Source organism: Pseudomonas syringae (genome assembly GCF_000737245.1).
Taxonomy (GTDB): domain Bacteria; phylum Pseudomonadota; class Gammaproteobacteria; order Pseudomonadales; family Pseudomonadaceae; genus Aquipseudomonas; species Aquipseudomonas syringae_J.
The window spans coordinates 56,415-81,471 of sequence record NZ_JPQU01000026.1 but is presented as its reverse complement, the minus strand read 5'-3'; the positions used below and the strand labels follow the sequence as shown (position 1 = coordinate 81,471).

Here is a 25,057-nt window from a genome sequence, read left to right as displayed (position 1 = left end):
CTACCTGTTTGAGACGAAGCTGGTAGACTCCGCCGCCATTATGATTCGACTTCAAAGCCTTACCTTACAGCGTGGCCCGCAACGTCTGCTAGAAGACGCCGAGCTGACCCTGCACGCCGGTCAAAAAGCCGGCCTGATCGGTGCCAACGGCGCCGGCAAATCCAGCCTGTTCGCTTTGCTTCTGGGTGAGTTGACCCCGGATTCGGGCGACTGTCTGCTACCCGCGGACTGGCGCATCGCTCATATGCGCCAGGAGATCGACACCCTCGATCGAATTGCCGTGGACTATGTGCTCGACGGCGATCAGCGCCTGCGCGAGGTGCAACGTCTGTTGGCCGAAGCCGAGACAGCTCAGGATGGGGCCGCGCAAGCGCGCATGCACTCCGAGCTGGACAGCGCTGACGGCTATACCGCCGACGCACGTGCTCGCAAGCTGCTGGCCGGGCTGGGGTTCACCAACGAGCAAATGGACAAGCCGGTTGCCGACTTCTCCGGTGGTTGGCGGATGCGTCTGAACCTGGCGCAGGCCTTGATGTGCCCATCGGATCTGCTGCTGCTCGACGAGCCAACCAACCACTTGGACCTCGACGCGATCCTCTGGCTTGAGGACTGGCTGAAAAGCTATCCGGGTACATTGCTGCTGATTTCTCACGACCGGGATTTCCTCGATGCCGTGGTCGATCATGTGGCCCATGTCGAACAGCGCAAGATCACCCTCTATCGCGGCGGCTACAGCGCTTTCGAACGAGCCCGTGCCGAGCGTCTTGCCCAGCAGCAACAGGCCTACGAGAAACAGCAGGCCCAACGCGCGCACATGGAGAAATTCATTACGCGCTTCAAGGCTCAGGCCACCAAGGCCAAGCAGGCCCAGAGCCGGATCAAGGCGCTGGAGCGGATGGAAGAGCTGTCGGCAGCCCATGTGGACTCGCCGTTCGATTTCACCTTCCGCGAATCGACGAAGATTTCCAGCCCATTGCTGGACCTGTCCGATGCGCGCCTGGGTTACGGCGACCGGGCCGTGCTGGAGAAGGTCAAACTGCAACTGACGCCGGGGGCACGTATCGGTTTGCTGGGGCCTAACGGCGCTGGCAAATCCACCCTGATCAAAAACCTGTCGGGTGAGCTTGAGCCACTGAGTGGCCGTCTGGTTCGCGGCGAAAACACCGTGGTCGGTTATTTTGCCCAGCATCAACTGGACTCGCTGGACTCCAAAGCCAGTCCGTTGCTGCATTTGCAACGTATTGCACCGACCGAGCGTGAGCAAACCCTGCGTGACTTCCTCGGCGGTTTCGACTTCCGTGGCGCTCGCCTTGACGAGCCGGTGCTGAATTTCTCCGGCGGCGAAAAAGCGCGGCTCGCTCTGGCCTTGATCGCCTGGGACCGACCTAACCTGCTGCTGCTCGACGAACCCACCAACCACCTGGATCTGGAGATGCGCCTGGCTTTGACCATGGCCCTTCAGGAATTCAGTGGCGCGGTTCTGGTGGTGTCTCACGATCGACACTTGCTCAAAAGCACCACCGATGACTTCCTGCTCGTGGCCGATGGCCGGGTGCAGGAGTTTGATGGCGACCTTGAGGATTACGCGCGTTGGCTGGTGGATTACCGCTTGCGCAATGCACCGGTCAGCAACACGCCGCTTAACGCCGACAAGACTGACAAAAAGGCTCAGCGCCAACAGGCTGCAGCCCTTCGTCAGCAACTGGCTCCGCACAAAAAGCAGGCTGACAAGCTTGAGCGTGATCTAGGCTTGCTCCACGAGAAGCTTGCCAAGGTCGAGGCTGCGTTGGCCGATAGCGCCAACTATGAGGCTGCCAACAAGGACAAACTGCGCGATCTGTTGGCCGAGCAGGCCAAGCTGAAGGCCAGTGAATCCGACCTGGAAGAAGCCTGGATGGAAGCGCTGGAGTTGCTGGAATCGATGCAGGCCGAGCTGGAAGCCTTGTCGTAATGAAGTCGAGGGTTTGATGGAAGCGCTAGGTTTGCCGGTCCCGCCCACGTGGGTCGAGCCGATCTTTCTCGGGGTGCAGATCCTGCTGATTCTGTTGGCCGGTTACATCGCCCAACGAGTAGTGGGCCGTTTCCTGACCGGGCTTGGCGAACGCTATCCATTACCGCCCGAACTGCTGATGCCCCTGCGGGGTGGTTTGCGCTGGTTCATCATGGGCAGTTCGTTCGTGGTGGTGCTGGGCCAGCTCGGGGTTTCCGCTACGGTCCTCTGGACCGCGCTCTCGGGCTTCGTCGCCGTCGCTGCGGTGGCGTTCTTTGCCATGTGGAGCGTGCTTTCCAACCTGCTGTGCGCGGTCTTGATCTACACCATCGGGCCATTCCGCATCGGTGATGTGGTCGAGCTGGTCGATACCCTCGACAAGCCGGGCGTCAAAGGCCGCGTGGTGGAGATCAACCTGATGTTCACCACCCTGATCGAATTGCCCGAAGCGGGCGGCGCTCTGGTTCAGGTACCCAACAGCCAGTTTTTCCAGAAGGCAGTGCGTCGTTGGCGCGGCGCTGACGTCTTGCCTGTTGTTTCGGTCGAGAAACACCTGGGCGAGTGACGGGCACGACGACGTGGTACCGGCTTCAGCCGGGAAGGGGCCAGCACACCCACCCGATATTTATCGCCTGAAATGCCGCCTTCCCGGCTAAAGCCGGTCCCACGTCAGCTTTCGACCAGCCATAGGATATCCAACAGAGCACCACCCTGCCGGGCCGCCCATTTTTCCGCCAAACCTTTCAAAAAAACCCGCACAAAGCAGCAAGAAAACGTTAGTCAATTCTCAACGAAACCACTAATTTATCGGGCAGTGCCGTTCTGTCCGAGGTGTGTAATGTCTTTAGAAACGTGGCTGGCTTTTTTTGCGGCGTGTTGGGTTATCAGTCTTTCGCCGGGGGCCGGTGCCATTGCGTCCATGTCCAGCGGGCTGCGTTATGGCTTCTGGCGCGGCTACTGGAACGCCCTGGGTCTGCAAGTGGCGCTGGTTGCCCAGATCGCAATTGTTGCGGCGGGTCTGGGCGCCATTCTGGCGACGTCCGAGATGGCGTTCTCGTTGATCAAATGGTTTGGCGTCGCGTATCTGGTTTATCTGGGGGTCAAGCAGTGGCGTGCGCTGCCCAGCGATATGTCCGAGGATGCCACCCCGCGCGCTATCGGCAAGCCGCTGGCACTGCTGACGAGAGGTTTCCTGGTCAATATCAGCAACCCCAAGGCACTGGTGTTCATGCTGGCGATACTGCCGCAGTTCATTGATCCGAATGCGCCGTTATTGACTCAGTACGTGATCATTGCGGCGACCATGGTTACCGTGGACTCGATTGTCATGGCGGGCTACACAGGCCTGGCATCAAGAGTTCTGCGGGCCCTGAAAACCCCGAAACAACAACGCCGCATGAACCGCACCTTTGCCGGTTTGTTCGTCGGCGCAGCGGGGTTTCTGGCGACGCTTCATAAGGCCTGAGCCCTGCTCCCTAACGCACTTAATCCGTGGGAGCGAGCTTGCTCGCGAAGGCGGTATATCTGCCAACAAGATGCGGTGATTGTACTTGCCTCTTCGCGAGCAAGCTCGCTCCCACAGGTCGTTGTGCCTACAAAATTGCGCCGTTGCCTACAAAAGCCTACAAATACTCACCCGCCGCTTCCGGCTGATATTCCACCGCCAACAACGTGAGCTTGAGGGTTTTGCCGCCCGGTGCGGGCCAGTCGATGTGCTGGCCGACCTGCAGGCCCAGCAACGCTGAACCTACCGGGGCCAGGATCGAAACCGTGCCCTCGGCGCCGGCATCTTTCGGGTAGACCAGTTTGAGGTGGTAATCCTTGCCGCTGACTTCTTCGCGGCAGTGGACTTCCGAGTTCATGGTCACGACCCCAGCAGGCACTTCATCGTGGCCGACCACTTGCTCGGCACGGTCCAGCTCGGCTTGTAGAGCCAGAACACCCGGCGCTGTGTCATCCAGGCTGTCGATCAAATGCTCAAGACGCTGTACGTCCAGGCGGGTCAGGATGATGGAAGGTGCGGTAGTCATGGCAGACTCCTTTTTTCTGCGCGGCATAAAGCAAAACCCCGCCGGGTTCGGCGGGGTTTTGGAAGGCTTCGTTCGTTGAAGCATGTCTGGACACTAACACAGCCCGAGCAATACACAACCCGCCGGACCTGCTAAGCGTCGGCGGCCTGATCTGAATCAGCTGCGGCTCGACGGGTGTCGGCATTGGCGCGAATCTGGCGGCGACGATCGTCGTCGGCCGAGCGCCATTCGCGGATGTCTTCCACGTGTCGGAAACAGCCCCGGCAGACCTTTTGCTCGTCCAGCCGACACAGGCTGATGCAGGGCGAGGGCACGGCCGGGCTGACGTTGCTGAACAACGGCTTGGGCGGGCGCACAGGTGCAGAAGTCACAGTCACCAATCAGATCTCGTCGAAGTCGAGCTCAACGCCCGCCTGTTCTTGCGTGATGCGCTGGAGCATTTCGCTGAGCAGTTCATCGCTGGTGTCACAGACCCAACGCTTCTCTTCTTCGTCATAGTCGAAGTGGAAGCCGCCGGAGCGCGCCGCCAACCACAGCTGTCGCAGAGGTTCCTGGCGGCTGAAGATGAGCTGGGTGCCATTTTCGAACTTGACGGTCAGCACGCCAGCCGAGTTTTCAAGATCCAGGTCCAGATCACTCTCGTCGAAAATATCCTCCAGCGCTTGCTGGGTGGCATCGACCAGATCGTGAAAGCGGGCTTCGGTCAGACTCATTACAGGAACCTCAAAAAGTGTCTACTGGTGGCACAGCGACGCAAGATACGGACGCTTAAAGGCAAATGCAAAGCTTACCCGCCCAACGAGCAGTGGTACGCCAATAATCCGCGCCTGTTGCTGTAAATCACCGACGCCGCGTCAAACCCCCGCCGGACGGGAACCGCGCCACGTAGGCAAGCCGCCGGGTGGCCGGTATACTCGGGCGCAATTAATGCTTTTTCAAAGGATTTCGCCATGAAGCGCCTGATCTCTTCGCTTGCTGCGCTTGTCGCGGTTGCTTGTCTTGTTACTGCCTGTGGTCAAAAGGGTCCGTTGTACCTGCCTGACGACACCAAATCACCAGACGAACAAGCCAAGTCGCAATCGCACAAGCATCTTTAAGGGAATCACATGGACGCCTTCAACTACCGCGACGGTGAGCTGTTCGCGGAAGGAGTAGCCTTGTCTGCCATTGCCGAGCGTTTCGGCACGCCGACCTACGTCTACTCCCGCGCTCATATCGAAGCACAATATCGCGCCTACGCTGACGCGCTCAGCGGCATGCCGCACCTGGTCTGCTATGCGGTCAAAGCCAACTCCAACCTGGGCGTGCTGAACGTCCTGGCACGTCTGGGCTCGGGCTTCGACATCGTCTCCCGTGGCGAACTGGAACGTGTGCTGGCTGCTGGCGGCCAGGCCGACAAAATCGTTTTCTCCGGTGTAGGCAAGACTCGTGACGACATGCGTCGTGCGCTGGAAGTCGGCGTGCACTGCTTCAACGTGGAATCCACCGACGAGCTGGAGCGCCTGCAGATTGTCGCCGCCGAAATGGGCGTTCGTGCGCCGATCTCGCTGCGCGTCAATCCGGACGTCGACGCCGGTACGCACCCGTACATTTCTACCGGACTCAAGGAAAACAAGTTCGGCATCGCCATCGCTGATGCTGAAGACGTTTACGTGCGTGCTGCGCAGTTGCCAAACCTTGACGTGGTCGGTGTTGATTGCCATATCGGTTCGCAACTGACCACGCTCGAGCCTTTCATTGACGCGCTGGATCGCCTGCTGGCTCTGGTCGATCGCCTCGGCGATTGCGGCATCTACCTGCGTCATATCGATCTGGGTGGTGGGCTTGGCGTGCGTTATCGCGACGAAGAGCCGCCGATGGCGTCGGATTACATCAAGGCGGTGCGTGAGCGTCTGGATGGCCGTGACCTGTCGCTGGTCTTCGAGCCAGGCCGTTTCATCGTCGCCAATGCCGGCGTGCTGCTGACTCAGGTCGAGTACCTCAAGCACACCGAGCATAAAGACTTCGCTATCGTCGATGCGGCGATGAATGACTTGATCCGCCCGGCGCTGTATCAGGCCTGGATGGACGTGACCGCTGTGCGCCCGCGTGACAGTGCAACTCGAACCTACGACATCGTCGGTCCGATTTGCGAAACCGGTGATTTCCTCGCCAAAGGCCGAGAACTGGCCTTGGCTGAAGGTGATCTGCTGGCTGTGCATTCAGCTGGTGCCTACGGTTTTGTCATGAGCTCGAACTACAACACCCGCGGCCGAACCGCTGAAGTGCTGGTCGATGGCTCGCAGGCTTTCCAGGTGCGCCGCCGCGAGACTGTGGCCGAGCTGTTTGCTGGCGAAAGCCTGCTGCCGGAGTAACCCATGCTGCTGCGTTTTACCAAGATGCACGGCCTGGGTAACGACTTCATGGTTCTGGACCTGGTCAGCCAACACGCTCATATTCTGCCCAAGCATGCCAAACAATGGGGCGATCGCCACACGGGTGTTGGTTTCGATCAACTCCTGCTGGTCGAGACACCTACCAATCCGGATGTCGATTTCCGTTACCGGATCTTCAATTCCGATGGCTCGGAAGTGGAGCAGTGCGGCAACGGTGCGCGCTGTTTCGCCCGCTTCGTGCTGGACAAGCGCCTGACTGCCAAGCGGCAAATCAAGGTCGAGACCAAGGGCGGCATTATCGAGCTGGATATCCGTAACGACGGCCAGATCAGCGTTGATATGGGCCCGCCACGGCTCGTACCTGCAGATATCCCGTTCCAGGCCACCGAGCAGGCGTTGAGTTACAGCCTTGATGTGGACGGGCAAACGGTCGAGCTGGCTGCTGTGTCCATGGGCAACCCCCATGCGGTGCTGCGGGTGGATGACATCAACAGCGCGCCGGTGCATGCTCTAGGCCCGAAAATCGAACATCACCCGCGCTTTCCGGCCCGGGTCAACGTCGGCTTTCTCTATGTCGTGGATCGTCAGCGTGCGCAGTTGCGGGTCTGGGAACGCGGAGCCGGGGAAACCCAGGCGTGCGGGACCGGCGCTTGTGCCGCCGCCGTTGCAGCCATCAGCCAGGGCTGGATGGATTCGCCATTGCTGATTGATCTGCCAGGCGGGCGTTTGTCCATCGAATGGGCAGGCCCAGGCCACCCGGTACTGATGACCGGCCCCGCCGTGCGGGTTTTTGAAGGCCAAGTTCGTCTATGAGTGAGCCAAAGCGATGACCGACAAGCCTCAGACTTCGACCGACAAGCCCTGCGAATCGCCTGCCGATAGCGTAGTGGCAAACCCTGAAGCAGAGGCGATCATCGCTTACCTGCTCGACCATCCTGATTTCTTCGCCGAACACGACGATTTGCTGGTGTCGATGCGCGTTCCGCATCAGCGTGGTGACACGGTCTCGCTGGTCGAGCGCCAGCTCAAGCTGCTGCGCGAACGCAACATCGAGATGCGCCATCGTTTGTCGCAGCTGATGGATGTCGCGCGTGATAACGACCGCCTGTTCGACAAGACTCGCCGCCTGAACCTCGCCCTCATGGATGCCGGCAGCCTCGAAGAAATCGTTATTGCCGTGGAAGACAGCCTGCGCCAAGACTTTCAAGTGCCCTTCGTCAGCCTCATTCTGTTCAGCGACAACGCGATGCCGGTGGGTCGCTGGGTCAGCAGCGCTGAAGCACAAAAAGCTATTGGCGGGCTGATTGGCGATAAAACCGTATGCGGCGCCTTGCGTGAGCATGAGCTGAACTTCCTGTTTGGCGCAGACCAAGGCAAGGAAGTTGGCTCCACGGCGATCGTGACCCTCAATCATCTGGGGCTGCATGGGGTTCTGGCCATCGGCAGCCGCGATCCGCAGCACTACAAGAGCTCGGTGGGCACCCTGTTCCTCAATTACATCGCTGATGTTCTGAGCCGTCTGCTGCCGCGCTTTACCCACTCGCTGCGCTCGGTTCGCTAGGTATGGAACGGCAGCTGGACGCTTACTGCACGCATCTGCGCAGTGAGCGCCAGGTTTCGCCGCACACGCTGGAAGCCTATCGGCGCGACCTCAACAAAGTCCTGGCTTACTGCGAAAAACAGCAACTGACCAGTTGGGCCGCGCTGGACATCCAGCATCTACGCAGCCTGGTCGCCCGTCAGCATCAGCAAGGGCAGTCATCACGCAGTCTGGCGCGTTTGTTGTCGGCGGTCCGCGGGCTTTATCACTACCTCAATCGCGAAGGTATTTGCGAGCACGATCCGGCCAATGGTCTGTCGCCCCCCAAGGGTGAACGGCGGCTGCCCAAAACCCTGGACACCGACCGCGCCCTGCAATTGCTGGATGGAGCCATCGAAGATGATTTCCTTGCCCATCGCGATCAGGCGATTCTCGAGCTTTTCTATTCCTCGGGTCTGCGCTTGTCTGAACTGACCGGCCTGAACATGGAGCAACTGGACCTCAGCGAAGGCCTGGTGCAAGTGCTCGGCAAAGGCAGCAAGACCCGTGTTCTGCCGGTGGGTAGCAAGGCCCGTGAGGCCTTGCAGGCGTGGATCCAGCTGCGCGCCCTGGCCAACCCCGAAGACGACGCAGTATTCATTAGTCAGCAGGGCCGACGCCTTGGTCCCAGGGCGATACAGAAACGGGTCAAAGCCGTAGGCGAGCGCGAGCTGGGGCAGAACCTGCATCCGCACATGCTGCGTCACTCTTTCGCCAGCCATTTGCTGGAGTCCTCTCAGGACCTGCGCGCCGTGCAAGAACTGCTGGGGCATGCGGACATCAAAACCACACAGATTTATACGCACCTGGATTTCCAGCATCTGGCGACGGTCTATGACAGTGCCCATCCGCGAGCCAAACGCAAAGGTTCTGACCATGATTAAGTTGATCACCTTCGACCTTGACGACACGCTATGGCACACCGCGCCCGCTATCGTCGGCGCAGAGGCCATATTGCGTGACTGGCTGACGGATAACGCCCCACGACTTGGCCCTGTGCCTGTCGAGCATCTTTGGGACATTCGTTCGCGGCTGGTGGAGGCAGATCCGACGTTCAAGCACCGCATCAGCGCGTTGCGCCGGCAGGTGCTGTTCCACGCCCTGCAGGATGCCGGTTACCCGGCTGTTGAAGCTCAGGAGCTGGCAGAGCAGGCTTTTGAGGTCTTCCTGCACGGCAGGCATCAGGTCGAGATCTTCCCAGAGGTCCATCCGACCCTGGAAATTCTCGCGAAAACTTTCACCCTCGGGGTAATCACCAACGGTAACGCCGACGTGCGCCGCCTGGGGTTGGCGGATTATTTCGCCTTTGCTTTGTGTGCCGAAGAACTGGGCATCGGCAAGCCTGACCCGGCTCCATTTCTGGAAGCCCTCAAGCGCGGCAACGTCGATGCCGGCGCGGCCGTGCACATTGGCGACCATCCGGGCGACGACATCGCTGGCGCCCAGCAGGCCGGCATGCGCGCCATCTGGTACAACCCGGCGGGTTTGCCATGGGAGGCGGACAAACTGCCTGACGCAGAGATCAGCAGCCTGACGCAGTTGCCAGGGGTGTTGAAAGCCTGGGCCCAGATGGTCTGACGGCCAAGGGATGACTGTGGGAGCGAGGCTTGCCCGCGATAAGGCTGGACGCGGTTCACTGTGGACCGAGGGGCCCTCATCGCGGGCAAGCCTCGCACAAGAGTGATCTCAATATTGGCGCGACGACGTGGGACCGGCTTCAGCCGGGAAGAGGCCAGTACATCCACCCGATATTTTTCGTCTGAAATGCCGCCTTCCCGGCTAAAGCCGGTCCCACGTCATCACACCCGCTTGCGAGCAAACATAGAATCTCCCACAGGTTCCGCCGATCGTCCGCGAACCAAGCGGGCCTTTGACATACCCCGATCCTGTGGGAACGACCGGGGTGGCGCTCCACCTTGCTCGCGAAGGCAAGGTTCCTGCCCCCAGAGTTATTTTCGGATGTCCTGACCTCTTCGCGAGCAAGCTCGGTCCCACGAGGAACGCGCGTGTTCCCTAAAACCCAGGCAAAAAAAAGCCCGCAGCGACAGCGGGCTTTTTCTCATACGGCATCTGACACCCTTAGATAGGGCGGCTACCGTATTTGTTGTCAGGCTTCTTGGGCGGATCGGCAACCACGTTGGCTTCCACTTCCTGCACCTTGCCGCCACGGGCGAGAAACTCTTCCATGGCGCGAGCCAGAGCATCACGCTCCTTGTTTTTGGCTTCTACGCTAGGCAGCTCATCGACCGAGACCGCAGCCTTGGCCTTGCCTTTGGTCGGTGTTACCGAAGCTTCGACACCGTCCTCGGCTTCAGAACCATCATCCTCGGGAGCAGCTGCAAGCTCCTCACCGTCCTCTTCACCTTCCAGATCATCAACCAGATCGTCGTTGTCGTCGTCGCTCATGTTCTACCTCATGACTTGCGAAAGCTCGTTAGTTATAGCCCAGCTGCGCCCGTTTACGAATGCTGCCGGAAAAAATTCAACATCCGCCATCAAACAGCGGTCATGCCTGCTCACCCTGAAGGGTGGCGAGGACATTGCGAGCACCGCCAGCATCGCGATGCTCACCTAAATAAACACCTTGCCAAGTGCCCAACGCCAATCGGCCCGCCGTGACCGGCAAAACCAACTGGCAGCCTAGCAAACTGGCCTTGAAATGCGCCGGCAGATCGTCAGGTCCTTCGTCGTCATGCTCAAACCCCTGAACGCCCTGCGGCACCAGACGATTGAAAAAGCGTTCAAAGTCGCGACGCACAGCCGGGTCGGCGTTCTCGTTGATGGTCAACGAAGCCGAGGTATGCTGCAGCCACAAATGCAACAGGCCGACTCGGCAACTGCGCAGCTCCGGCAAGCCTGCGACAATTTCGTCGGTTACCAGATGGAACCCGCGTGGCCTTGCCCGCAGGGTAATTCTGGTCTGTTGCCACATACAGTTCTCCGCACGTTCGGCGCGCATTCTAACGCGCTGGTAGAAAAAGCAAAGCGCGCAATAATCCGCCTTCTTTGTAAGCCATTGACGTCAGGCGCATCGAACCCACAGCGTGGGCGCAAATCGGCCTGACATCGCGGGCAGAAGACTCTCTGAACCGCTCCTTATCGACAAACGCCAGACAAAAAAATGCCCGGAAATCCGGGCATTTTTTTGCGGTAGCTTACAAGTTGTAGCCACGCTCGTTGTGTTGCGCCAGGTCGAGACCGACAGCTTCTTCCTCTTCGGTGACACGCAGGCCCATGACCGCGTCCAGCACCTTGAGGATGATGAAGGTCACGATCGCGGTGTAGATGATCGTGAAGCCAACGCCTTTGCACTGAATCCAGACTTGCGCTGCGATGTCAGTCACGGTGCCGAAGCCGCCCAGAGCCGGTGCTGCAAACACGCCAGTCAGGATTGCGCCGATGATGCCGCCGATACCGTGAACACCGAAGGCGTCCAGGGAGTCGTCGTAGCCGAGCTTGCGCTTGAGGCTGGTGGCGCAGAAGAAGCAGATTACGCCCGCAGCCAGACCGATGATCAGAGCGCCCATCGGGCCAACGGTACCAGCGGCCGGAGTGACGGCAACCAGACCGGCAACCACGCCGGAAGCGATACCCAGTGCGCTTGGCTTACCGTGTGTCAGCCACTCGGCGAACATCCAGCCCAGTGCGGCAGCGGCGGTAGCGATCTGGGTAACCAGCATCGCCATGCCTGCAGTGCCGTTGGCAGCAGCAGCGGAGCCAGCGTTGAAGCCGAACCAGCCAACCCAGAGCATTGCCGCGCCAACCAGGGTGTAACCCAGGTTGTGCGGAGCCATTGGAGTGGTAGGGAAGCCTTTACGCTTGCCAAGTACCAGACAGGCAACCAGACCCGCCACACCCGCGTTGATGTGAACAACGGTGCCGCCTGCGAAATCCAGGACTCCCCAGTCCCACATCAGGCCGCCGACGCCGCCCCAGACCATGTGCGCGATAGGCGCGTAGACCAGGGTGAACCAGATAGCCATGAAGATCAGCATCGCGGAGAACTTCATGCGTTCTGCGAAAGCACCGACGATCAGGGCTGGAGTGATGATGGCGAAAGTCATCTGGAAGGTGACGAACACCGCTTCAGGGAACAGAGCTGCGGAGCCGGTGATGCTCGCTGGCGTGATGCCTGCCAGGAACGCCTTGCCCATGCCGCCGAAGAAGGAGTTGAAGTTGACGACGCCAGCTTCCATACCAGTGGTGTCGAACGCAATGCTGTAGCCGTAAACGACCCACAGAATGCTGATCAGACCAGTGATAGCGAAGCACTGCATCATCACGGAAAGAATGTTTTTCGAGCGGACCATGCCGCCGTAGAACAGTGCAAGACCAGGGATGGTCATGAACAGTACCAAGGCTGTCGAGGTCAGCATCCAGGCGGTGTCGCCTGAGTTGAGGACTGGGGCTGCCACTTCGTCTGCCGCCATGGCCAAGCCAGGGGTTACGAGGGACAACAGGGCTCCTAGCCCTGCGAATTGACGCAGAGTCATATTGTTTTCTCCTGGGGCGTTGGGTTTGGCGGCTTAAATTGCGTCGGTATCGGTTTCGCCGGTACGGATGCGAATAGCCTGTTCCAGATTGACTACGAAAATCTTGCCGTCACCAATTTTTCCGGTGTTGGCGGCTTTGGTGATCGCCTCGATAACCCGATCCAGATCCTTATCATCAATCGCAACGTCGATCTTCACCTTTGGAAGGAAGTCGACTACATATTCCGCACCGCGATACAGCTCGGTGTGGCCTTTCTGACGACCGAAGCCTTTGACTTCAGTAACGGTGATGCCCTGCACGCCGATTTCCGACAACGACTCGCGCACGTCGTCCAGCTTGAACGGCTTGATGATGGCAGTGACTAGCTTCATGAAACTTTCTCCCGAATTGGTGGACTTGCCCCAGGAAAACAAACCCGACTCAAGTCTAAGCGCAGTACCTGGCTTTGTAACGTGTCGGTCGCCTGATGGGGCTCCGACCAACTCCAGAAAACCGCTTATGACGAAACACTCCCCGCTCCGCCTGCCGCACTGCATTCGTCACAGCGACTGCATCAGTGCATGGGTCTACTGCGACTAAGCAGAAAGCTTGCCATCTCCTGATTTTCCATTGAATACAGGGTCTTGATCCCGGATTACCGGGACAAAACCACCTCATCCACGGGGCATACGCACAACAAGAGTGCGCACGTGCACGTCGCCGTGCCCGATTATCGTGCACGACCAGTGGCTTGAATTGACTATAGGCGCTGCGTGCTACACTGCCGCCCATCTGAATCTGGAGGTTTGCCATGCTCGCGCCCAAAGCTTTTCTCGATGCCCTGAGCGGCCACGCCTCGCGCTTGTTCAACGGCGAGACGCCCATCCCGCGTAATGAGTTCGAAACCCAATTCAAAGCGTTGCTGCAAAGCGGTTTCAGCAAGCTGGATCTGGTCAGCCGGGAAGAATTCGACAGCCAGATGGCCGTCCTGGCACGCACCCGCGCTCGCCTTGAAGCCCTTGAGGTGAAAGTCGCGGAGATGGAAGCAAAGCTGAACCCGCCTGCAGCGGAGTAATCCTCCCGTTCTTGTGGGAGCCGAGCTTGCTCGCGATGCAGGCGCGGCGGTCAATCAGGCATACCGTGTCATCGTTCTTAGCGAGCAAGCTCGGCTCCCACGGGATCGTGGTGTGGCAGACCGTATGGGTCGCGGTCTCAAATTGGTGCATGCCTTTGGGAACAATGCCGCCAGGGACTCAAGAACCGATCCGCTGTTTTCCATATGGGAATTGGCAACCCTGTAGTGCAAGGCGCCCATTTGCGGTCACGCCTTCAGATAATCCAGAACCGGATCAATGCTCGCCAGCTGCGGCGCGGATGCAAGGTCCTCGGATGAGCACCATGGATAATTGACCTGCTGCAACCAGTCCATTACAGGCGCCAACTCTGTCGCAGGGCGCACCAGCATGTGGTCGATGGTGATGCTCAAGTGCGTTGCCAACCCTGAAGCAAACCGCCATTCATAATCCCCGCAACCGAACCGCAGTTCTCCCGTGGACTTATCCGACATCCCCACCAGCCACTTGCAATGGTGTGAGGTCGCATCGCCTGCGGGCGGCTCGCCCATGCAGAGGGTGAAGACGTTCTCGTAGGTTTGCCCGAAGCGACGCACCAGAACCTCGGCGATGCCGTCACGCCCCTCAACCTTCGGCGGAAATGAAATGGTGCCGGTGTTCACGATCATCTCCAGCGTGGCATCGCTGGCGAATGCCTGACGCAGCAGGTGCGGACGGTTGCCGTCTTTAGCCAGGATGTAGCTTTCAATGGACTGGGCTGGAGTGGGCATGGCGGACTGGCCTTATAGGGACTTCTATTAGTCGGCGAGCTTAACGTACCGCCCGCACCCCAAACATACCCTGTAGGAGCGAGCTTGCTCGCGATAGCGTCAAGTCAGGCGATGATGAGCCGATAGACAAACCGAATCGCGAGCAAGCTCGCTCCTACAAGGGCTGCGTTTGTGGTCAGACAGCGGTGCGCCTGGAGATTTGATACCCATTAGGGTTTCAATTCAGTGCGGCCGTTAACACCCTGTATCCATTGCTTCCTTCAAAACTTCGTCCAATACCGCACGATGCGGGGGTCGTTTTTTCAAGGAAGAATCAATGTCTCTAGCCATCGTCCATAGCCGTGCCCAAGTGGGTGTGGAGGCACCTGCAGTTACTGTCGAAACCCATCTGGCCAACGGTCTGCCTGCTCTGACACTGGTGGGATTGCCCGAAGGTGCTGTGCGCGAAAGCAAGGATCGGGTGCGCAGTGCGATTCTTAACTCAGGCCTGAAATTTCCGGATCGACGCATTACCCTCAATCTCGCCCCGGCGGACTTACCCAAGGATGGCGGGCGTTTTGACCTGGCGATTGCGCTGGGTTTGCTGGCCGCCAATGGGCAAGTGCCGTTAGTGGCGTTGCAGGATGTGGAGTGTTTGGGGGAGTTGGCATTGTCCGGTACGATCCGGCCAATTCAAGGGGTGTTACCCGCAGCACTGGCGGCCCGAGCTGCCGAGCGGACGCTGATAATCCCTGCGGTCAATGCTGAGGAAGCGTGCCTGGCCTCCGGTTTGCGCGTGATTGCGGCCAATCATTTACTGGAACTGGTGGCCCACTTCAATGGCCACGCGCCAATTGCTCCTTATCAGGCCAGCGGGCTCTTGCATCAGGCCAAGCCTTATCCAGACCTGAGTGAAGTTCAAGGGCAGACGGCCGCCAAGCGCGCTCTGATCGTTGCCGCGGCGGGTGCACATAACCTGCTGTTCAGTGGCCCACCGGGGACCGGCAAAACCCTGCTTGCCAGCCGATTGCCGGGATTGTTGCCACCGCTGGACGAATATGAGGCGCTTGAGGTGGCCGCGATTCAGTCGGTCGCCAGCCAGGTGCCGCTTACCAGTTGGCCGCAACGACCGTTTCGCCAACCGCATCACTCGGCGTCAGGCCCGGCGCTGGTGGGCGGTGGCAGTCGCCCACAGCCCGGCGAAATCACCCTCGCCCACCACGGTGTTTTATTCCTCGATGAGTTGCCGGAGTTTGATCGCCGGGTGCTGGAGGTGCTTCGCGAACCGATGGAATCGGGGCATATCGTGATTTCCCGGGCGCGGGATCGGGTGCGGTTCCCGGCGCGGTTTCAGCTGGTCGCGGCGATGAATCCCTGCCCGTGTGGCTATTTCGGCGAGCCAACCGGGCGCTGCCGTTGCTCCACCGACCAGATCCAGCGCTACCGCAACAAATTGTCCGGACCGCTACTGGATCGGATCGACCTGCATTTGACCGTCGCCCGGGAAGCCACCGCCCTCAATCCGGGCGCGCAGAGCGGTGACACCACCGCAAGCGCAGCCGTTCTGGTTGCACAGGCTCGAGACATACAGAACCAACGACAGGGTTGCGCCAATGCCTTCCTCGATTTACCCGCCTTGCGTCGTCATTGTGCGCTGTCCAGCGCCGATGAAGCCTGGCTGGAAACTGCCTGCGAACGCTTGACCCTGTCCCTGCGCTCGGCCCATCGCTTGCTCAAAGTGGCGAGAACTCTGGCGGATCTGGAAGGGGTCGAGGCCATCAACAGAAACCATGTGGCGGAGGCGTTGCAGTATCGGCCGTCGAGTACCTGAAGCGGCGTGCTTTTCAGTAGGAGCGCGCTTGCCCGCGATAGGGTTCGCTCAGGCAATAATTTCTTCCGACCGAACCATTGCTATCGCGGGCAAGCGCGCTCCTACTGGTTCGGTGTTTGCGCCGCAACAGCGATTTGCCAGGGGATTGCGAGACCTCCTACAACTCTTGCGAACGGCTTAATGCCTGCTTAAAGTGGCGCGCATTCTTGTCCTCATGGCCGCACGGAACACTCCCAATGGAATTCAATAACGGCTTCCTGCTCAGCCTGTCGCTGTGCCTGGAGATCGGTCTGGCCAACATGGCGATGATCAATATCGCGATGCAACGCGGCTTTACTCAAGGGGTTTGGCTGGGGCTGGGCACCTGCGTGGGAGACTTGGTCTACGCCGTGCTGGCGATGCTGGGCATGGCTGTGCTGCTGCAGTTCGAAGCGGTGCGCTGGGTGCTGTGGATTGGCGGCTCGCTGGTGCTGTGCTATCTGAGCGTAAAAATGCTGCTCAGTGCGTTCAGGCCCGCCGGGGATATGCAGGGAGCGGGCGAGCAATGGGGTAAAACCAGAGTTGCCTTGTTCTCCAAAGGCATCATGCTGGCGATGTCTTCACCCAGTGCGATCCTGTGGTTCGCGGCGGTAGGTGGCGCGATCATCGCCCGGCAGGGCAACGACCTGGCAACTGCAGGGCTATTTCTGTCGGGCTTCTTCTCGGCCGGCGTGCTGTGGTCTATTTCGTTATGTGCGGTGGCGTATCAAGGCGGTCGGCTCATCGGCGAGCGCCTGATGAGGTACACGTACATAGGGTCGGCGCTGATCTTCGCGTACTTCGCGGTGTACGTGGTGGTCAGTGGTTACAAGGAATTTGTAGGCCTGTAGGAGAGCAAGGTTACGAAGCCAGCGATGGGGTGTGTCAGACACACCACCATCGCGGCCTCGTGCTGCTCGTGCGCTCCCACAGGATCGTGGTACGCCTGAAAAAACCCGGAGGGTGGGTGATCAAGCCTGAGCGGCTACATCTTCCTTGTGGGAGTTGTGCAGCACTTCGATCAGGCAGTCTTCAAGCTCAAAGCGCTCATGCATCAGGCCGCCGAGCTTCTTGAATTCGGCAGCCACGACCGTGCAGTCAGAGCAATCGCCGTTGTCGCAACGGTCGTTGAAGGCCAGTGCGGACTCGGTGATCACTTTCAATCGAGGGTAGATGGTATCGGCAAGCTCAAGGCCGCGCTCATCGTTGAACGCCTTGGCTTCGCTGTTGAGTTGTTCGTAGATTTCGAAGTGTCCAGCCGAAACGTAATCGACCAGAACCTCACAAAATTTCTGCAGGCCTTCACGGTCGGCTGCCAACGCTTCGGGTGTATCACCCAGAGCATCGTAGACGCGAACCAGTTCAAGGCGATCCTGCAACCAGCGGTCGATCAGCTTATTGACCCCGCCCCAGCGTTCCTGAGCATTCTGACAGCTTTCCAACATGATCTTCTCTCTTCCCTTCAGGGGCATGCAGCCTGCCCAAACCTGGAAAAGTCCCGTCCGCATGGAGGGCAACAGGCTTGATGAATAGCAGATGATGCATATTTCCAATAACGCTTACGGGCCAGATTATGCCCGCAGGACTAGGCCATCAAGGTACGCAGGAGAGAAAGTTCATACAAGTGTTTAATCCCCGGCCCGACTTTCGGCAGTCGGCCAGCGGGCGAATGCTCTGTAAAGGGCGTATAGCGCGATCATTGCCAGACCAACGAAAGCCAGCAGGCTCCATTCCGGCAGACTGATGCCGAACAATGACCAGGTAATTTCTGCACAAAAGGTAGCGTCGCTGAGCAGACGATCCACCAGGTCGCTCAGCGCAAGCAGCTCAAGCAGGCGTTCGAACCAGGCAATGACCGGAATCAGCTCATCAGGCGTAGCGGTCTGTAACCAGACCTGACCGCCCGCCATCGCGGCGCCGGCCAGCGCTATCAAGAGAATCAGGGAGGCGTACCAGCGGCTGCCAGATTTGCCCGGAGCCTGCAGGGTTGCGATCAGACTGAGAGCGCCGCTGGCGATCAGTGCGCAGCGTTGCAACCAGCACAGTAGGCAAGGCGACAGGCCGATTACACGCTGCAAATAAACAACCGAACCGATGATCGATGCACATGCGATAAACGCCAGGAAAAACAAGGAGCGCGTGCGAGCCAGATGCATGGCAATTCCGTAACAAGAAACGAAGGCGGTTACGGTAGAGGAAAGGCCCCAGCCCTTACAAGGCGCAGGCGTGAGGATATTTCGTCACGTCTCACGGGCTTTGGCGACTCGGAGGTAGGGCTTTCGGAACCCGCCTTGAAAGAAAAGAACTGCGGAAACTGGATATGCAGGAAATTTCCTACAAATCAATTGAAATTGAAGTCGCCAGCTGGCGCCGGGCGTAGCATTTGTGAGAGTGAGCTTGCTCGCGAAGACTGTGATAAAACCGCCGCATATTCGTCGGCTGATCGACCTTCGCGAGCAAGCTCGCTCCCACAGAAATACTGTGCGAGATCCAGACAACTCACCTGAACGTCACCCCGCCAAAGCAGGCAGCGGCCGTGCCAGCAGGCGCTCGTCCAGCAGGCCTAGTCCTTCCTGAAACAACTGATTACTGCGCTCGGTTTCCCCCAACTGGGCAAGTAAACGTGCCAGCTCGGCGCAGGTTTCAGGGTTGCGCTGAAAGCGCAGGCTGCTTTCCAGATAATCCCGCGCCTTGCCCCACAGACTGCTCTGAAGACACAAACGGCCAAGGGTCAGCAACAGGCTGGGATCTTCGGGATGATGCTTGAGCCAGCCCTCAGCGGTCTGGAGTTGCTTCGCTGGATCACTGCCGCGTACCAAGCCATACAAACGCGCCAGGTGGCTGTTGTAGTCACGCTTGAGCGCCTGACGCAGCGCCTCTTCAGCCTTGGCGTCAGCGCCGAGCCGACGCAGTTGCTCAGCGTAGGCCAGGACCAGTTGCGGCTCTTGGCGCTGCGCCGATGAAAGACCATTCCAAGTCAGGTCCAGCGCTGGCAGGCCGCCGGCGGTCTCTTCACCATCCTGCTCGCGGTAGGCCGCCAGCGTCAGGTTTTCACCCCAGGCGCGACGTTCCAACTCGGCCAGCTCTTGTGGCGGCAGGACCTTGTCTTTGCGTAGCTCTGGCATGAGCTTGATCAGCGCTGACCACTCGCCGCGCTGGCGATATAGACGTTGCAACTGACGAAGGATCTGCGCGTTATGCGGGTGGCGTGCTTGCATGGCTTGCAGCGTGCTCAGGGCTCCATCATTGTCACCGCGATCCTGCTGCAATTGCGCGTGGCTCAACGCAATCGCCAACTCGGCCTGAGGCTGACGTTCCAGCGCTCGCTCCAGCAGGTTGTCACTTTCGTCGTAATGACCTTGTTCGTTGGCTGCACGGGCAGCGCCAAGGTAATACAGCAAGGGTTGAGGCTCGGCTTCCGCTGCACGGTGTAGATGACGTTGAGCGCTGGACCAGCGGCCTTCCGCCAGATCCATCTGCCCTTGCTCAATGGCGACTTGCACGCGACGGCTGCGGTTGCGGTGTGACCATGGGTTGACTACGCCACCGGACGCGGTCAGCAATCTGATCAGCAGCCGGACCACAAATATCACCAGCCAGATGAGCAGCAATAAGCCCAAAGCAGCCCAGAGGCTCGATTCATAGCGGAAGTTCTGATACGAGATCAGCACGTAGCCAGAGTGTTCGGCAATCGCGACACCAACCACCGCCGCAACGGCAATCGCGACCACTAGCAGCAGATAGATACGCTTCATGGGCTAGTCCCCTGCAACGCTTCGGTAGGCTGTGCCGCTTTGCCGGAGGCATCAGGGGAAGCGTGACGCCGCTCCAGGTAAGCCTGAACGGCGCTCAGGCTCTGAGCCAAGTCTGGCGTCATAACCGAAACGGGCTGTTGCGAGAGGACGTCCAGACGCTCGCTAAGCATCTTGCTCTGGGCGTTGTCCTGATTGAAGTTGGTGCGCAACACGTCCTTGGCTTGCGCCAGGGCACTGGCGTAAACCTGCGGCTGGCCGTTCAAGGCTGCCCATTGCGCCTGCTCCAGTGCGAGGCTCAACGCCAGTCGAACCTGGGTCAGGCTCTGCCCGGCCAGCAAAGGTCGAACATTCTTGTCGGCGTTGAAATCGATGCGGATGTAATGCGAAACCTGATTCCACCACTGTGCCCAATGACTGTCTTCAGTGTTGCCCGTGGTGAGGCCCAGCAGGGATTCGCCTTTGTCCTTGTACTCAGGAGCCAGCTCGTTGAGCTGCGAGACCTGGTCGCGCAAGGCCGCCAGTTGCAGGAACAACCCGGTGCGATCCGGCTGATCAATGCTGCGCAACGAAGCGAGGCTCTTAGCCAGTTGATCGCGGGCGGCAAAGGAACCTGGATCGTCCTGTTCACGCAGGATTTCATCAGCGCCCTGGACCAACGCCTGAGCGCTGTTGATGTCCTGCAACGCCGAGAGCCGCAGACTCGCCAGACGCAACAGATGCTCGGCCTCAGCCAGTCTCCAGTCCTTGCGGCTGGAACCCAGTACGGTTTCCAGACGCTGGCTCAGACGCTGCTGATCCCCTTGCAGCTGCGCCACCAGGCGACGACGATCTTCAAGCTCATCGGCCGGTGGCAATTGCGCCAGGCGCTCCGAGAGTTGTTGTTCGTTGTGCTGCAAGGTCAGCGTTTGCGCAGCGATGTCCTGCATCTCTGTGCGTTGCTGCATATGACTTGCCTGGACGGCACGCAGCTGCCAAACACCCCAGCCGGCAACGCCAATGCCCGCCACGCCGAACAACAAGGCCAGTATCACCAGACCATTGCTGCGACTCGCAGGGCGCTCGGGCCGCAGCGGATCGGGTGTCGGTGCCGTCAACACGGCTTCGGAATCATCTTTGGGCAAGGCTGTTTCGCTCACGTATCCATCCTTTGCATTTGGGCGTTATCGGTGAAAGACAGTCAGTCAATCAATACGCCTGAAGGGCAGGTCCGGGTTGTTCCCGTAACGCTGCCAGCAAAGCCGCAGCGCTGGCGCCACGGCAATTCACAACTGTTCGAGCGCCTGCCTCGCGGGCTAATTGGGCTACACGCGGGCTTGGCACGAATAAAGTCAAACGCGACAGTTGCGGCCAGACATCGCCCGCCAACTGACGCAGGTGTTCAAAACCCTGCCCACTGCTGACCACCAGCGCGTTCAGGCGTTCCGCCTCAATGCGCTGTATCAGCGTCGAAACCGGATAGTGGGGCAGCTTACGCTTGTACAGCTCAAGGTAATCGACACTAGCACCCTCGCCGCGTAAACGCTCGGCCAACAACTCTCGGCCTCCCTCGCCACGCATGATTAACACGCGTGCGCCGGGCGAAACGATGGCTTGTTGCAGACGTGGCAAATCAAGCAAGGCTTCGCTGTCATCACCTTGCTCGGGCCAACTGACATCCAGGCCATATTCCTGAAGAACTTGCGCAGTGCCCGCACCCACCGTGAACCACGGCTGGATCGGCGCTTGCGGCCATTTTTCACCGACCAGTTTCAAACCCAGGCGTGCGGCGGGCTTACTGACCACGATGACAGCGTCGTACTGATCAAGATTCGCCATGAGCGAGCGTTGCGCATCGGTCACAGGCAAAGGCTCGATTTCAAGCAAGGGCAGGCAGCTACTGAAGACACCGGCGTCGGCCAGCGTCGAAGCCAGCAGCGCCGACTCCTCGGCGGGACGCGTCAGCAGCAGGCGCCATGCACTCATTCCCTTTCGGCCTCGCCATAGACCGCTTTGAGAATGTCTGCCGCGCCTTGATCCAGCAACGCTTCGGCTACCTGTACACCCAACGCCTGGGCATCGGCCAGCGGCGCTCGGGCATCGGCGTGCAACAACACCGCCCCGGAAGGATCGCCTACCAGTCCACGCAGCCAGATCTGCTCGCCTTCGAGCACGGCATAACAGGCGATAGGCACTTGGCAGCCGCCATTAAGGTGTTTGTTCAGAGAGCGCTCGGCCGTTACGCGAGTCGCCGTGTCGTCGTGATGCAACGGAGCGAGCAACGCGTGGATTTCCGCATCGACGCTACGGCATTCGATGCCCACCGCGCCTTGACCACCCGCAGGCAGACTGTCGTCGACGCTGATGCTGGAGGTGATCCGGTCTTCGAAACCCAGACGAATCAGGCCCGCCGCGGCGAGGATGATCGCGTCATATTCACCGGCATCGAGCTTGGCCAGGCGGGTGTTGACGTTGCCCCGCAGGAAATGGATTTTCAGGTCCGGGCGGCGGGCGAGCAATTGAGCCTGGCGGCGCAGGCTGGAAGTCCCGACCACGCTGCCGGCGGGCAAGGCTTCAAGGCTGGAGAAGACATTGGAAACGAAAGCATCCCGGGGATCTTCGCGCTCACAGATGCAGAACAGGCCCAACCCTTGAGGGAAGTCCATGGGCACGTCTTTCATGGAGTGCACAGCGATGTCTGCGCGGTCTTCGAGCAAGGCGGTTTCCAGCTCCTTGACGAAAAGCCCCTTGCCACCGATTTTCGACAGTGGCGAGTCGAGCAGTTTGTCACCGCGACTGACCATGGGCACCAGCGTGACGAACAACCCCGGATGAGCCTGTTCCAGCCGAGCCTTGACGTATTCGGCTTGCCATAGAGCCAGCGCACTTTGACGGGTGGCGATGCGAATTTCGCGAGAGGACATGGATCAATCCGTACTGACAGAATAATTGCGACGGATAATAACAGTTCAGGCAAAACGGCTCAGTGCTGTGTGGTCGCAGTTATGATCCAGATCAGCGTTAAATGCCCCGTAGGAGCGCGCTTGCCCGCGATGGGGGCGTGTCAGGCAATGAATGAGTCGTCTGACACTTCGCCATCGCGGGCAAGCGCGCTCCTACAGTCAGGATTTCAATTCAAATCCACGGATATGCCGAGGACCTGTGGGAGCGAGCTTGCTCGCGAAAGCGGTCTATCGGCCAGGAAGAAGCGGTGGATGTACTGGCCTCTTCGCAAGCAAGCTTGCTCCCACAGTCAGGATTTAAATTCAAATTCGCTAATTCAAAGCTGCTGCATCATCTTGCGCACTCCGGCCACGTGCCGGCGGCTGACGATCAATGCATCGCCATTAAGGCCGCGCAGGAACAGCTGGAAATGCCCCAGCGGCGTGCGCTGCAGACGTTCGATTCGTTCGCGTGCAACCAGCGCGTTGCGGTGGATGCGCACAAAGCGATCACCGAACTCATCCTCGAGGGCTTTGAGTGGCTCGTCGAGCAAGACCTCACCACCTTCATGACGCAAGGTGACGTACTTGTGATCGGCGATGAAGAAAATCACCTGATCCAGCGGGATCAATTCGATGCCTTTACGAGTACGGGCGCTAATGTGGCTGCGTGGGCCGTTGCCGCTTTCCGCCGCAGGACGGGTCAATGCCGCCAGCTGCACACGGTTCGGACGCTCAGCTTTTCTCAAGGCCTCAATCAGATGTTCAGGCCGCACGGGTTTGACCAGGTAGCCAACCGCACTGACCTGAAATGCCTCAAGGGCAAATTCGTCGTGTGCCGTGCAAAAGACGACAGCGGGTGGAGTCTCCCGCTCACACAATTTGGCAGCGACTTGCAGGCCATCCAGGCCTGGCATGCGGATATCCAGCAAAACGATATCCGGCTTGTGGCTTTCGATCAGGGCCAAGGCTTCTTCGCCATTGGACGCACTGGGTTCCAAAACCCGATAACCCTCGATTTCACTGACCATTCGGCTCAGCCGTTCGCGGGCCAGGGGTTCGTCATCAACGATCAGGACATTCATATAGCTCTGGCTTCCTGCGTGAGTCTCGCACAAGGATAGCGTAGACAGGTGTAGTGACGACCGTCACGGCGCTCCACGCTCAGACTGGCGTGCGGACCAAAAAGTGCCGTAATACGTGCACCGATATTTACCAGGGCCTGTTGAGTGCCGTTGGAAGTCTGCCGACTGGCAACTTCATCGTAGGGATTACTTACGCACAATATGAATTCACCCCCTTCATAGTCCGCCTCAACTTTTACGACACCACCTTCGACCCGAGGTGCGATGCCATAAAGCAAAGCGTTTTCCAGTAATGGCTGCAAGGTTAGCTGGGGAATTGGCAGGTCGTCTGGAATTCCACTGATCACCCAGTCCAACTGTAGACGCTCGCCGAGACGATATTGCTCAATCGATAAATATCGTTTCGCCAATTCAACCTCGTCGCGCCAGGTCACCAGGCTTCCGGGCTTGGCAAGACTGGCGCGAAAAAGATCGGAAAGGTCCAGCACCGCCTGCTCGGCCTTGGCCGGACTGGTCGCCACGAGGCTGGCGATGCTGTTCAGGGTGTTGAATAGAAAGTGCGGGCGGATGCGCGCTTGCAGGGATTCAATCCGGGCCCGCAGCTCACCTTGCTGTTGCTTGCGCCACTGACTCTGCAGATAAAAATAACGCAGCATCAAGGCCGACATGATCAGCGCGATAACTCCGTAGCGTATGTAGCGCTCCACCATCCCACCCAGACTCAAACGCCCGGTGAGTTGGCAAATGTCCGTGACGGCGGTACACAACAGGGTCAGCGCGACCACCAGCAGACAGCCGATCAACCCGGCGAGCCCGGCAGGCAGGCGCGCCAGCCATGGGCGCAGACTGCATAACAGCGCCGCCGACAGCAACACGATCCATTGCACAAACAGCGACATCAGGGCCAGCCGCACCCAATCGAATGTCGGCCGCATCGGCTCCACCAATACCAGCACCAGCACCAACAATTCAGCGAGCAGTACCAATACCAGCAGCGCCTGGGGCAGGCACAGTTCGGGGAGGAAAAATTCTTTACCCGGCTCGGAGGGCGGGCGCTGGTTCGGGAGGCTCTTTCGCATGACGCCAGTCTCGACGCTGTACGTGCAGGCGGCAAGCCGCTGAAGAATAAAAAAATCGCAACCTGTTATTATCGCGGGCGCCCTGCGATTAACGCGGGCACG

Annotated in this window: 28 protein-coding genes; 12 read left to right on the top strand and 16 right to left on the bottom strand. The window is 59.3% G+C overall.

The window, feature by feature from the left end; translation table 11 throughout:
* The first annotated feature begins 40 nt into the window (after nucleotides 1-40).
* The 3 genes from IV01_RS16240 to IV01_RS16250 all read left to right on the top strand — a co-directional run bounded on the left by IV01_RS16240 (nucleotide 41) and on the right by IV01_RS16250 (nucleotide 3,455).
* Nucleotides 41-1,951, top strand: coding sequence for an ATP-binding cassette domain-containing protein (locus IV01_RS16240; RefSeq protein WP_032627675.1), 1,911 nt, complete (start codon nucleotides 41-43; stop codon nucleotides 1,949-1,951).
* Nucleotides 1,952-1,967: 16 nt separating this feature from the next.
* A complete protein-coding gene (locus IV01_RS16245; protein WP_032627650.1) occupies nucleotides 1,968-2,555 on the top strand; it encodes a mechanosensitive ion channel family protein in 588 nt (195 codons plus the stop codon).
* 273 nt (nucleotides 2,556-2,828) lie between these two features.
* Complete coding sequence (locus tag IV01_RS16250; RefSeq protein ID WP_032627649.1) at nucleotides 2,829-3,455, top strand: LysE family transporter; 627 nt, start codon at nucleotides 2,829-2,831, stop codon at nucleotides 3,453-3,455.
* A 157-nt stretch (nucleotides 3,456-3,612) separates the two neighbouring features.
* Here the strand turns inward: IV01_RS16250 and rnk are convergent, their stop codons facing one another.
* The 3 genes from rnk to cyaY all read right to left on the bottom strand — a co-directional run bounded on the left by rnk (nucleotide 3,613) and on the right by cyaY (nucleotide 4,733).
* Complete coding sequence (gene rnk / locus IV01_RS16255; RefSeq protein WP_032627648.1) at nucleotides 3,613-4,020, bottom strand: nucleoside diphosphate kinase regulator; 408 nt, start codon at nucleotides 4,018-4,020, stop codon at nucleotides 3,613-3,615.
* Between the two features lie 131 nt (nucleotides 4,021-4,151).
* Complete coding sequence (locus IV01_RS16260; protein WP_032627673.1) at nucleotides 4,152-4,391, bottom strand: DUF1289 domain-containing protein; 240 nt, start codon at nucleotides 4,389-4,391, stop codon at nucleotides 4,152-4,154.
* Nucleotides 4,392-4,400: 9 nt separating this feature from the next.
* On the bottom strand, nucleotides 4,401-4,733 hold the full coding sequence (gene cyaY / locus IV01_RS16265) for an iron donor protein CyaY (protein ID WP_032627647.1): 333 nt from the start codon (nucleotides 4,731-4,733) through the stop codon (nucleotides 4,401-4,403).
* A 237-nt stretch (nucleotides 4,734-4,970) separates the two neighbouring features.
* On the opposite strand from cyaY, the gene lptM reads away from it, so the two are divergent.
* From lptM to IV01_RS16290, 6 genes are read left to right on the top strand one after another with little or no spacing between them, the layout of a single operon-like run.
* Nucleotides 4,971-5,117, top strand: coding sequence for an LPS translocon maturation chaperone LptM (lptM, locus tag IV01_RS0124855; RefSeq protein ID WP_032610549.1), 147 nt, complete (start codon nucleotides 4,971-4,973; stop codon nucleotides 5,115-5,117).
* 9 nt (nucleotides 5,118-5,126) lie between these two features.
* A complete protein-coding gene (gene lysA, locus IV01_RS16270; RefSeq protein ID WP_032627646.1) occupies nucleotides 5,127-6,374 on the top strand; it encodes a diaminopimelate decarboxylase in 1,248 nt (415 codons plus the stop codon).
* Nucleotides 6,375-6,377: 3 nt separating this feature from the next.
* Nucleotides 6,378-7,208, top strand: coding sequence for a diaminopimelate epimerase (gene dapF / locus IV01_RS16275; protein WP_032627645.1), 831 nt, complete (start codon nucleotides 6,378-6,380; stop codon nucleotides 7,206-7,208).
* Nucleotides 7,209-7,221: 13 nt separating this feature from the next.
* Nucleotides 7,222-7,956: a DUF484 family protein gene (locus tag IV01_RS16280; protein ID WP_032627644.1), complete on the top strand. Its 735-nt coding sequence runs from the start codon at nucleotides 7,222-7,224 to the stop codon at nucleotides 7,954-7,956.
* 2 nt (nucleotides 7,957-7,958) lie between these two features.
* Complete coding sequence (gene xerC, locus IV01_RS16285; protein ID WP_032627643.1) at nucleotides 7,959-8,858, top strand: tyrosine recombinase XerC; 900 nt, start codon at nucleotides 7,959-7,961, stop codon at nucleotides 8,856-8,858.
* Entirely contained in the window at nucleotides 8,851-9,552 is a 702-nt protein-coding gene (locus IV01_RS16290; RefSeq protein ID WP_032627642.1) for an HAD family hydrolase, read from the top strand. The genes xerC and IV01_RS16290 overlap by 8 nt, the downstream gene beginning before the upstream one ends.
* A 501-nt stretch (nucleotides 9,553-10,053) precedes the next feature.
* Here the strand turns inward: IV01_RS16290 and sutA are convergent.
* From sutA to glnK, 4 genes are all read right to left on the bottom strand, one after another.
* On the bottom strand, nucleotides 10,054-10,380 hold the full coding sequence (sutA, locus tag IV01_RS16295) for a transcriptional regulator SutA (protein WP_032627641.1): 327 nt from the start codon (nucleotides 10,378-10,380) through the stop codon (nucleotides 10,054-10,056).
* 100 nt (nucleotides 10,381-10,480) lie between these two features.
* Complete coding sequence (locus tag IV01_RS16300; RefSeq protein ID WP_032627640.1) at nucleotides 10,481-10,906, bottom strand: secondary thiamine-phosphate synthase enzyme YjbQ; 426 nt, start codon at nucleotides 10,904-10,906, stop codon at nucleotides 10,481-10,483.
* Between the two features lie 223 nt (nucleotides 10,907-11,129).
* Nucleotides 11,130-12,467, bottom strand: coding sequence for an ammonium transporter (locus IV01_RS16305; protein ID WP_032627639.1), 1,338 nt, complete (start codon nucleotides 12,465-12,467; stop codon nucleotides 11,130-11,132).
* A gap of 33 nt (nucleotides 12,468-12,500) precedes the next feature.
* Nucleotides 12,501-12,839: a P-II family nitrogen regulator gene (gene glnK / locus IV01_RS16310; RefSeq protein ID WP_002555808.1), complete on the bottom strand. Its 339-nt coding sequence runs from the start codon at nucleotides 12,837-12,839 to the stop codon at nucleotides 12,501-12,503.
* A gap of 419 nt (nucleotides 12,840-13,258) precedes the next feature.
* Here glnK and IV01_RS16315 point away from each other — a divergent pair, with 419 nt between their 5' ends.
* The gene (locus IV01_RS16315; protein ID WP_032627638.1) at nucleotides 13,259-13,522 is read left to right on the top strand and encodes an accessory factor UbiK family protein; all 264 of its coding nucleotides are present in this window, start codon (nucleotides 13,259-13,261) and stop codon (nucleotides 13,520-13,522) included.
* Between the two features lie 246 nt (nucleotides 13,523-13,768).
* Here IV01_RS16315 and IV01_RS16320 read toward each other — a convergent pair whose 3' ends face one another.
* Nucleotides 13,769-14,290 (bottom strand): hypothetical protein, encoded by a 522-nt coding sequence (locus IV01_RS16320; RefSeq protein ID WP_032627637.1) that lies wholly within the window; start codon nucleotides 14,288-14,290, stop codon nucleotides 13,769-13,771.
* A gap of 316 nt (nucleotides 14,291-14,606) precedes the next feature.
* Between IV01_RS16320 and IV01_RS16325 the strand changes: the two genes are divergently transcribed.
* Nucleotides 14,607-16,100 (top strand): YifB family Mg chelatase-like AAA ATPase, encoded by a 1,494-nt coding sequence (locus IV01_RS16325; RefSeq protein WP_032627636.1) that lies wholly within the window; start codon nucleotides 14,607-14,609, stop codon nucleotides 16,098-16,100.
* Nucleotides 16,101-16,336: 236 nt separating this feature from the next.
* The gene (locus IV01_RS16330; protein WP_032627635.1) at nucleotides 16,337-16,969 is read left to right on the top strand and encodes a LysE family translocator; all 633 of its coding nucleotides are present in this window, start codon (nucleotides 16,337-16,339) and stop codon (nucleotides 16,967-16,969) included.
* A gap of 120 nt (nucleotides 16,970-17,089) precedes the next feature.
* Here IV01_RS16330 and IV01_RS16335 read toward each other — a convergent pair whose 3' ends face one another.
* The 8 genes from IV01_RS16335 to IV01_RS16370 all read right to left on the bottom strand — a co-directional run bounded on the left by IV01_RS16335 (nucleotide 17,090) and on the right by IV01_RS16370 (nucleotide 24,955).
* On the bottom strand, nucleotides 17,090-17,563 hold the full coding sequence (locus IV01_RS16335; protein WP_032627634.1) for an Rsd/AlgQ family anti-sigma factor: 474 nt from the start codon (nucleotides 17,561-17,563) through the stop codon (nucleotides 17,090-17,092).
* Nucleotides 17,564-17,746: 183 nt separating this feature from the next.
* On the bottom strand, nucleotides 17,747-18,274 hold the full coding sequence (locus tag IV01_RS16340; protein WP_032627633.1) for a disulfide bond formation protein B: 528 nt from the start codon (nucleotides 18,272-18,274) through the stop codon (nucleotides 17,747-17,749).
* A gap of 354 nt (nucleotides 18,275-18,628) precedes the next feature.
* Nucleotides 18,629-19,873 (bottom strand): heme biosynthesis protein HemY, encoded by a 1,245-nt coding sequence (locus tag IV01_RS16345; protein ID WP_032627632.1) that lies wholly within the window; start codon nucleotides 19,871-19,873, stop codon nucleotides 18,629-18,631.
* On the bottom strand, nucleotides 19,870-21,009 hold the full coding sequence (locus IV01_RS16350; protein WP_032627631.1) for a uroporphyrinogen-III C-methyltransferase: 1,140 nt from the start codon (nucleotides 21,007-21,009) through the stop codon (nucleotides 19,870-19,872). Before IV01_RS16350 ends, IV01_RS16345 begins: the two co-directional genes overlap by 4 nt.
* Nucleotides 21,010-21,058: 49 nt before the next feature.
* Nucleotides 21,059-21,835 (bottom strand): uroporphyrinogen-III synthase, encoded by a 777-nt coding sequence (locus IV01_RS16355; protein ID WP_032627630.1) that lies wholly within the window; start codon nucleotides 21,833-21,835, stop codon nucleotides 21,059-21,061.
* Complete coding sequence (hemC, locus tag IV01_RS16360; RefSeq protein ID WP_032627629.1) at nucleotides 21,832-22,773, bottom strand: hydroxymethylbilane synthase; 942 nt, start codon at nucleotides 22,771-22,773, stop codon at nucleotides 21,832-21,834. The genes IV01_RS16355 and hemC overlap by 4 nt, the downstream gene beginning before the upstream one ends.
* Before the next feature lie 356 nt (nucleotides 22,774-23,129).
* A complete protein-coding gene (locus IV01_RS16365) occupies nucleotides 23,130-23,876 on the bottom strand; it encodes a LytR/AlgR family response regulator transcription factor (protein ID WP_032627628.1) in 747 nt (248 codons plus the stop codon).
* Complete coding sequence (locus IV01_RS16370) at nucleotides 23,873-24,955, bottom strand: sensor histidine kinase (protein WP_032627627.1); 1,083 nt, start codon at nucleotides 24,953-24,955, stop codon at nucleotides 23,873-23,875. The genes IV01_RS16365 and IV01_RS16370 overlap by 4 nt, the downstream gene beginning before the upstream one ends.
* Between the last annotated feature and the right edge of the window lie 102 nt (nucleotides 24,956-25,057).

What these genes read in the sequence shown, in the direction of transcription:
- IV01_RS16315 (WP_032627638.1), top strand. Translation starts at nt 13,259, where the DNA reads ATGCTCGCGCCCAAAGCTTTTCTCGATGCCCTGAGCGGCCACGCCTCG.
- IV01_RS16355 (WP_032627630.1), bottom strand. Translation starts at nt 21,835, where the DNA reads ATGAGTGCATGGCGCCTGCTGCTGACGCGTCCCGCCGAGGAGTCGGCG.
- IV01_RS16340 (WP_032627633.1), bottom strand. Translation starts at nt 18,274, where the DNA reads ATGCATCTGGCTCGCACGCGCTCCTTGTTTTTCCTGGCGTTTATCGCA.
- IV01_RS16325 (WP_032627636.1), top strand. Translation starts at nt 14,607, where the DNA reads ATGTCTCTAGCCATCGTCCATAGCCGTGCCCAAGTGGGTGTGGAGGCA.
- xerC (WP_032627643.1), top strand. Translation starts at nt 7,959, where the DNA reads ATGGAACGGCAGCTGGACGCTTACTGCACGCATCTGCGCAGTGAGCGC.
- hemC (WP_032627629.1), bottom strand. Translation starts at nt 22,773, where the DNA reads ATGTCCTCTCGCGAAATTCGCATCGCCACCCGTCAAAGTGCGCTGGCT.
- lptM (WP_032610549.1), top strand. Translation starts at nt 4,971, where the DNA reads ATGAAGCGCCTGATCTCTTCGCTTGCTGCGCTTGTCGCGGTTGCTTGT.
- lysA (WP_032627646.1), top strand. Translation starts at nt 5,127, where the DNA reads ATGGACGCCTTCAACTACCGCGACGGTGAGCTGTTCGCGGAAGGAGTA.
- IV01_RS16280 (WP_032627644.1), top strand. Translation starts at nt 7,222, where the DNA reads ATGACCGACAAGCCTCAGACTTCGACCGACAAGCCCTGCGAATCGCCT.
- dapF (WP_032627645.1), top strand. Translation starts at nt 6,378, where the DNA reads ATGCTGCTGCGTTTTACCAAGATGCACGGCCTGGGTAACGACTTCATG.
- IV01_RS16250 (WP_032627649.1), top strand. Translation starts at nt 2,829, where the DNA reads ATGTCTTTAGAAACGTGGCTGGCTTTTTTTGCGGCGTGTTGGGTTATC.
- IV01_RS16345 (WP_032627632.1), bottom strand. Translation starts at nt 19,873, where the DNA reads ATGAAGCGTATCTATCTGCTGCTAGTGGTCGCGATTGCCGTTGCGGCG.
- IV01_RS16300 (WP_032627640.1), bottom strand. Translation starts at nt 10,906, where the DNA reads ATGTGGCAACAGACCAGAATTACCCTGCGGGCAAGGCCACGCGGGTTC.
- glnK (WP_002555808.1), bottom strand. Translation starts at nt 12,839, where the DNA reads ATGAAGCTAGTCACTGCCATCATCAAGCCGTTCAAGCTGGACGACGTG.
- IV01_RS16370 (WP_032627627.1), bottom strand. Translation starts at nt 24,955, where the DNA reads ATGCGAAAGAGCCTCCCGAACCAGCGCCCGCCCTCCGAGCCGGGTAAA.
- IV01_RS16330 (WP_032627635.1), top strand. Translation starts at nt 16,337, where the DNA reads ATGGAATTCAATAACGGCTTCCTGCTCAGCCTGTCGCTGTGCCTGGAG.
- IV01_RS16245 (WP_032627650.1), top strand. Translation starts at nt 1,968, where the DNA reads ATGGAAGCGCTAGGTTTGCCGGTCCCGCCCACGTGGGTCGAGCCGATC.
- IV01_RS16240 (WP_032627675.1), top strand. Translation starts at nt 41, where the DNA reads ATGATTCGACTTCAAAGCCTTACCTTACAGCGTGGCCCGCAACGTCTG.
- IV01_RS16320 (WP_032627637.1), bottom strand. Translation starts at nt 14,290, where the DNA reads ATGCCCACTCCAGCCCAGTCCATTGAAAGCTACATCCTGGCTAAAGAC.
- rnk (WP_032627648.1), bottom strand. Translation starts at nt 4,020, where the DNA reads ATGACTACCGCACCTTCCATCATCCTGACCCGCCTGGACGTACAGCGT.
- sutA (WP_032627641.1), bottom strand. Translation starts at nt 10,380, where the DNA reads ATGAGCGACGACGACAACGACGATCTGGTTGATGATCTGGAAGGTGAA.
- IV01_RS16305 (WP_032627639.1), bottom strand. Translation starts at nt 12,467, where the DNA reads ATGACTCTGCGTCAATTCGCAGGGCTAGGAGCCCTGTTGTCCCTCGTA.
- IV01_RS16335 (WP_032627634.1), bottom strand. Translation starts at nt 17,563, where the DNA reads ATGTTGGAAAGCTGTCAGAATGCTCAGGAACGCTGGGGCGGGGTCAAT.
- cyaY (WP_032627647.1), bottom strand. Translation starts at nt 4,733, where the DNA reads ATGAGTCTGACCGAAGCCCGCTTTCACGATCTGGTCGATGCCACCCAG.
- IV01_RS16290 (WP_032627642.1), top strand. Translation starts at nt 8,851, where the DNA reads ATGATTAAGTTGATCACCTTCGACCTTGACGACACGCTATGGCACACC.
- IV01_RS16365 (WP_032627628.1), bottom strand. Translation starts at nt 23,876, where the DNA reads ATGAATGTCCTGATCGTTGATGACGAACCCCTGGCCCGCGAACGGCTG.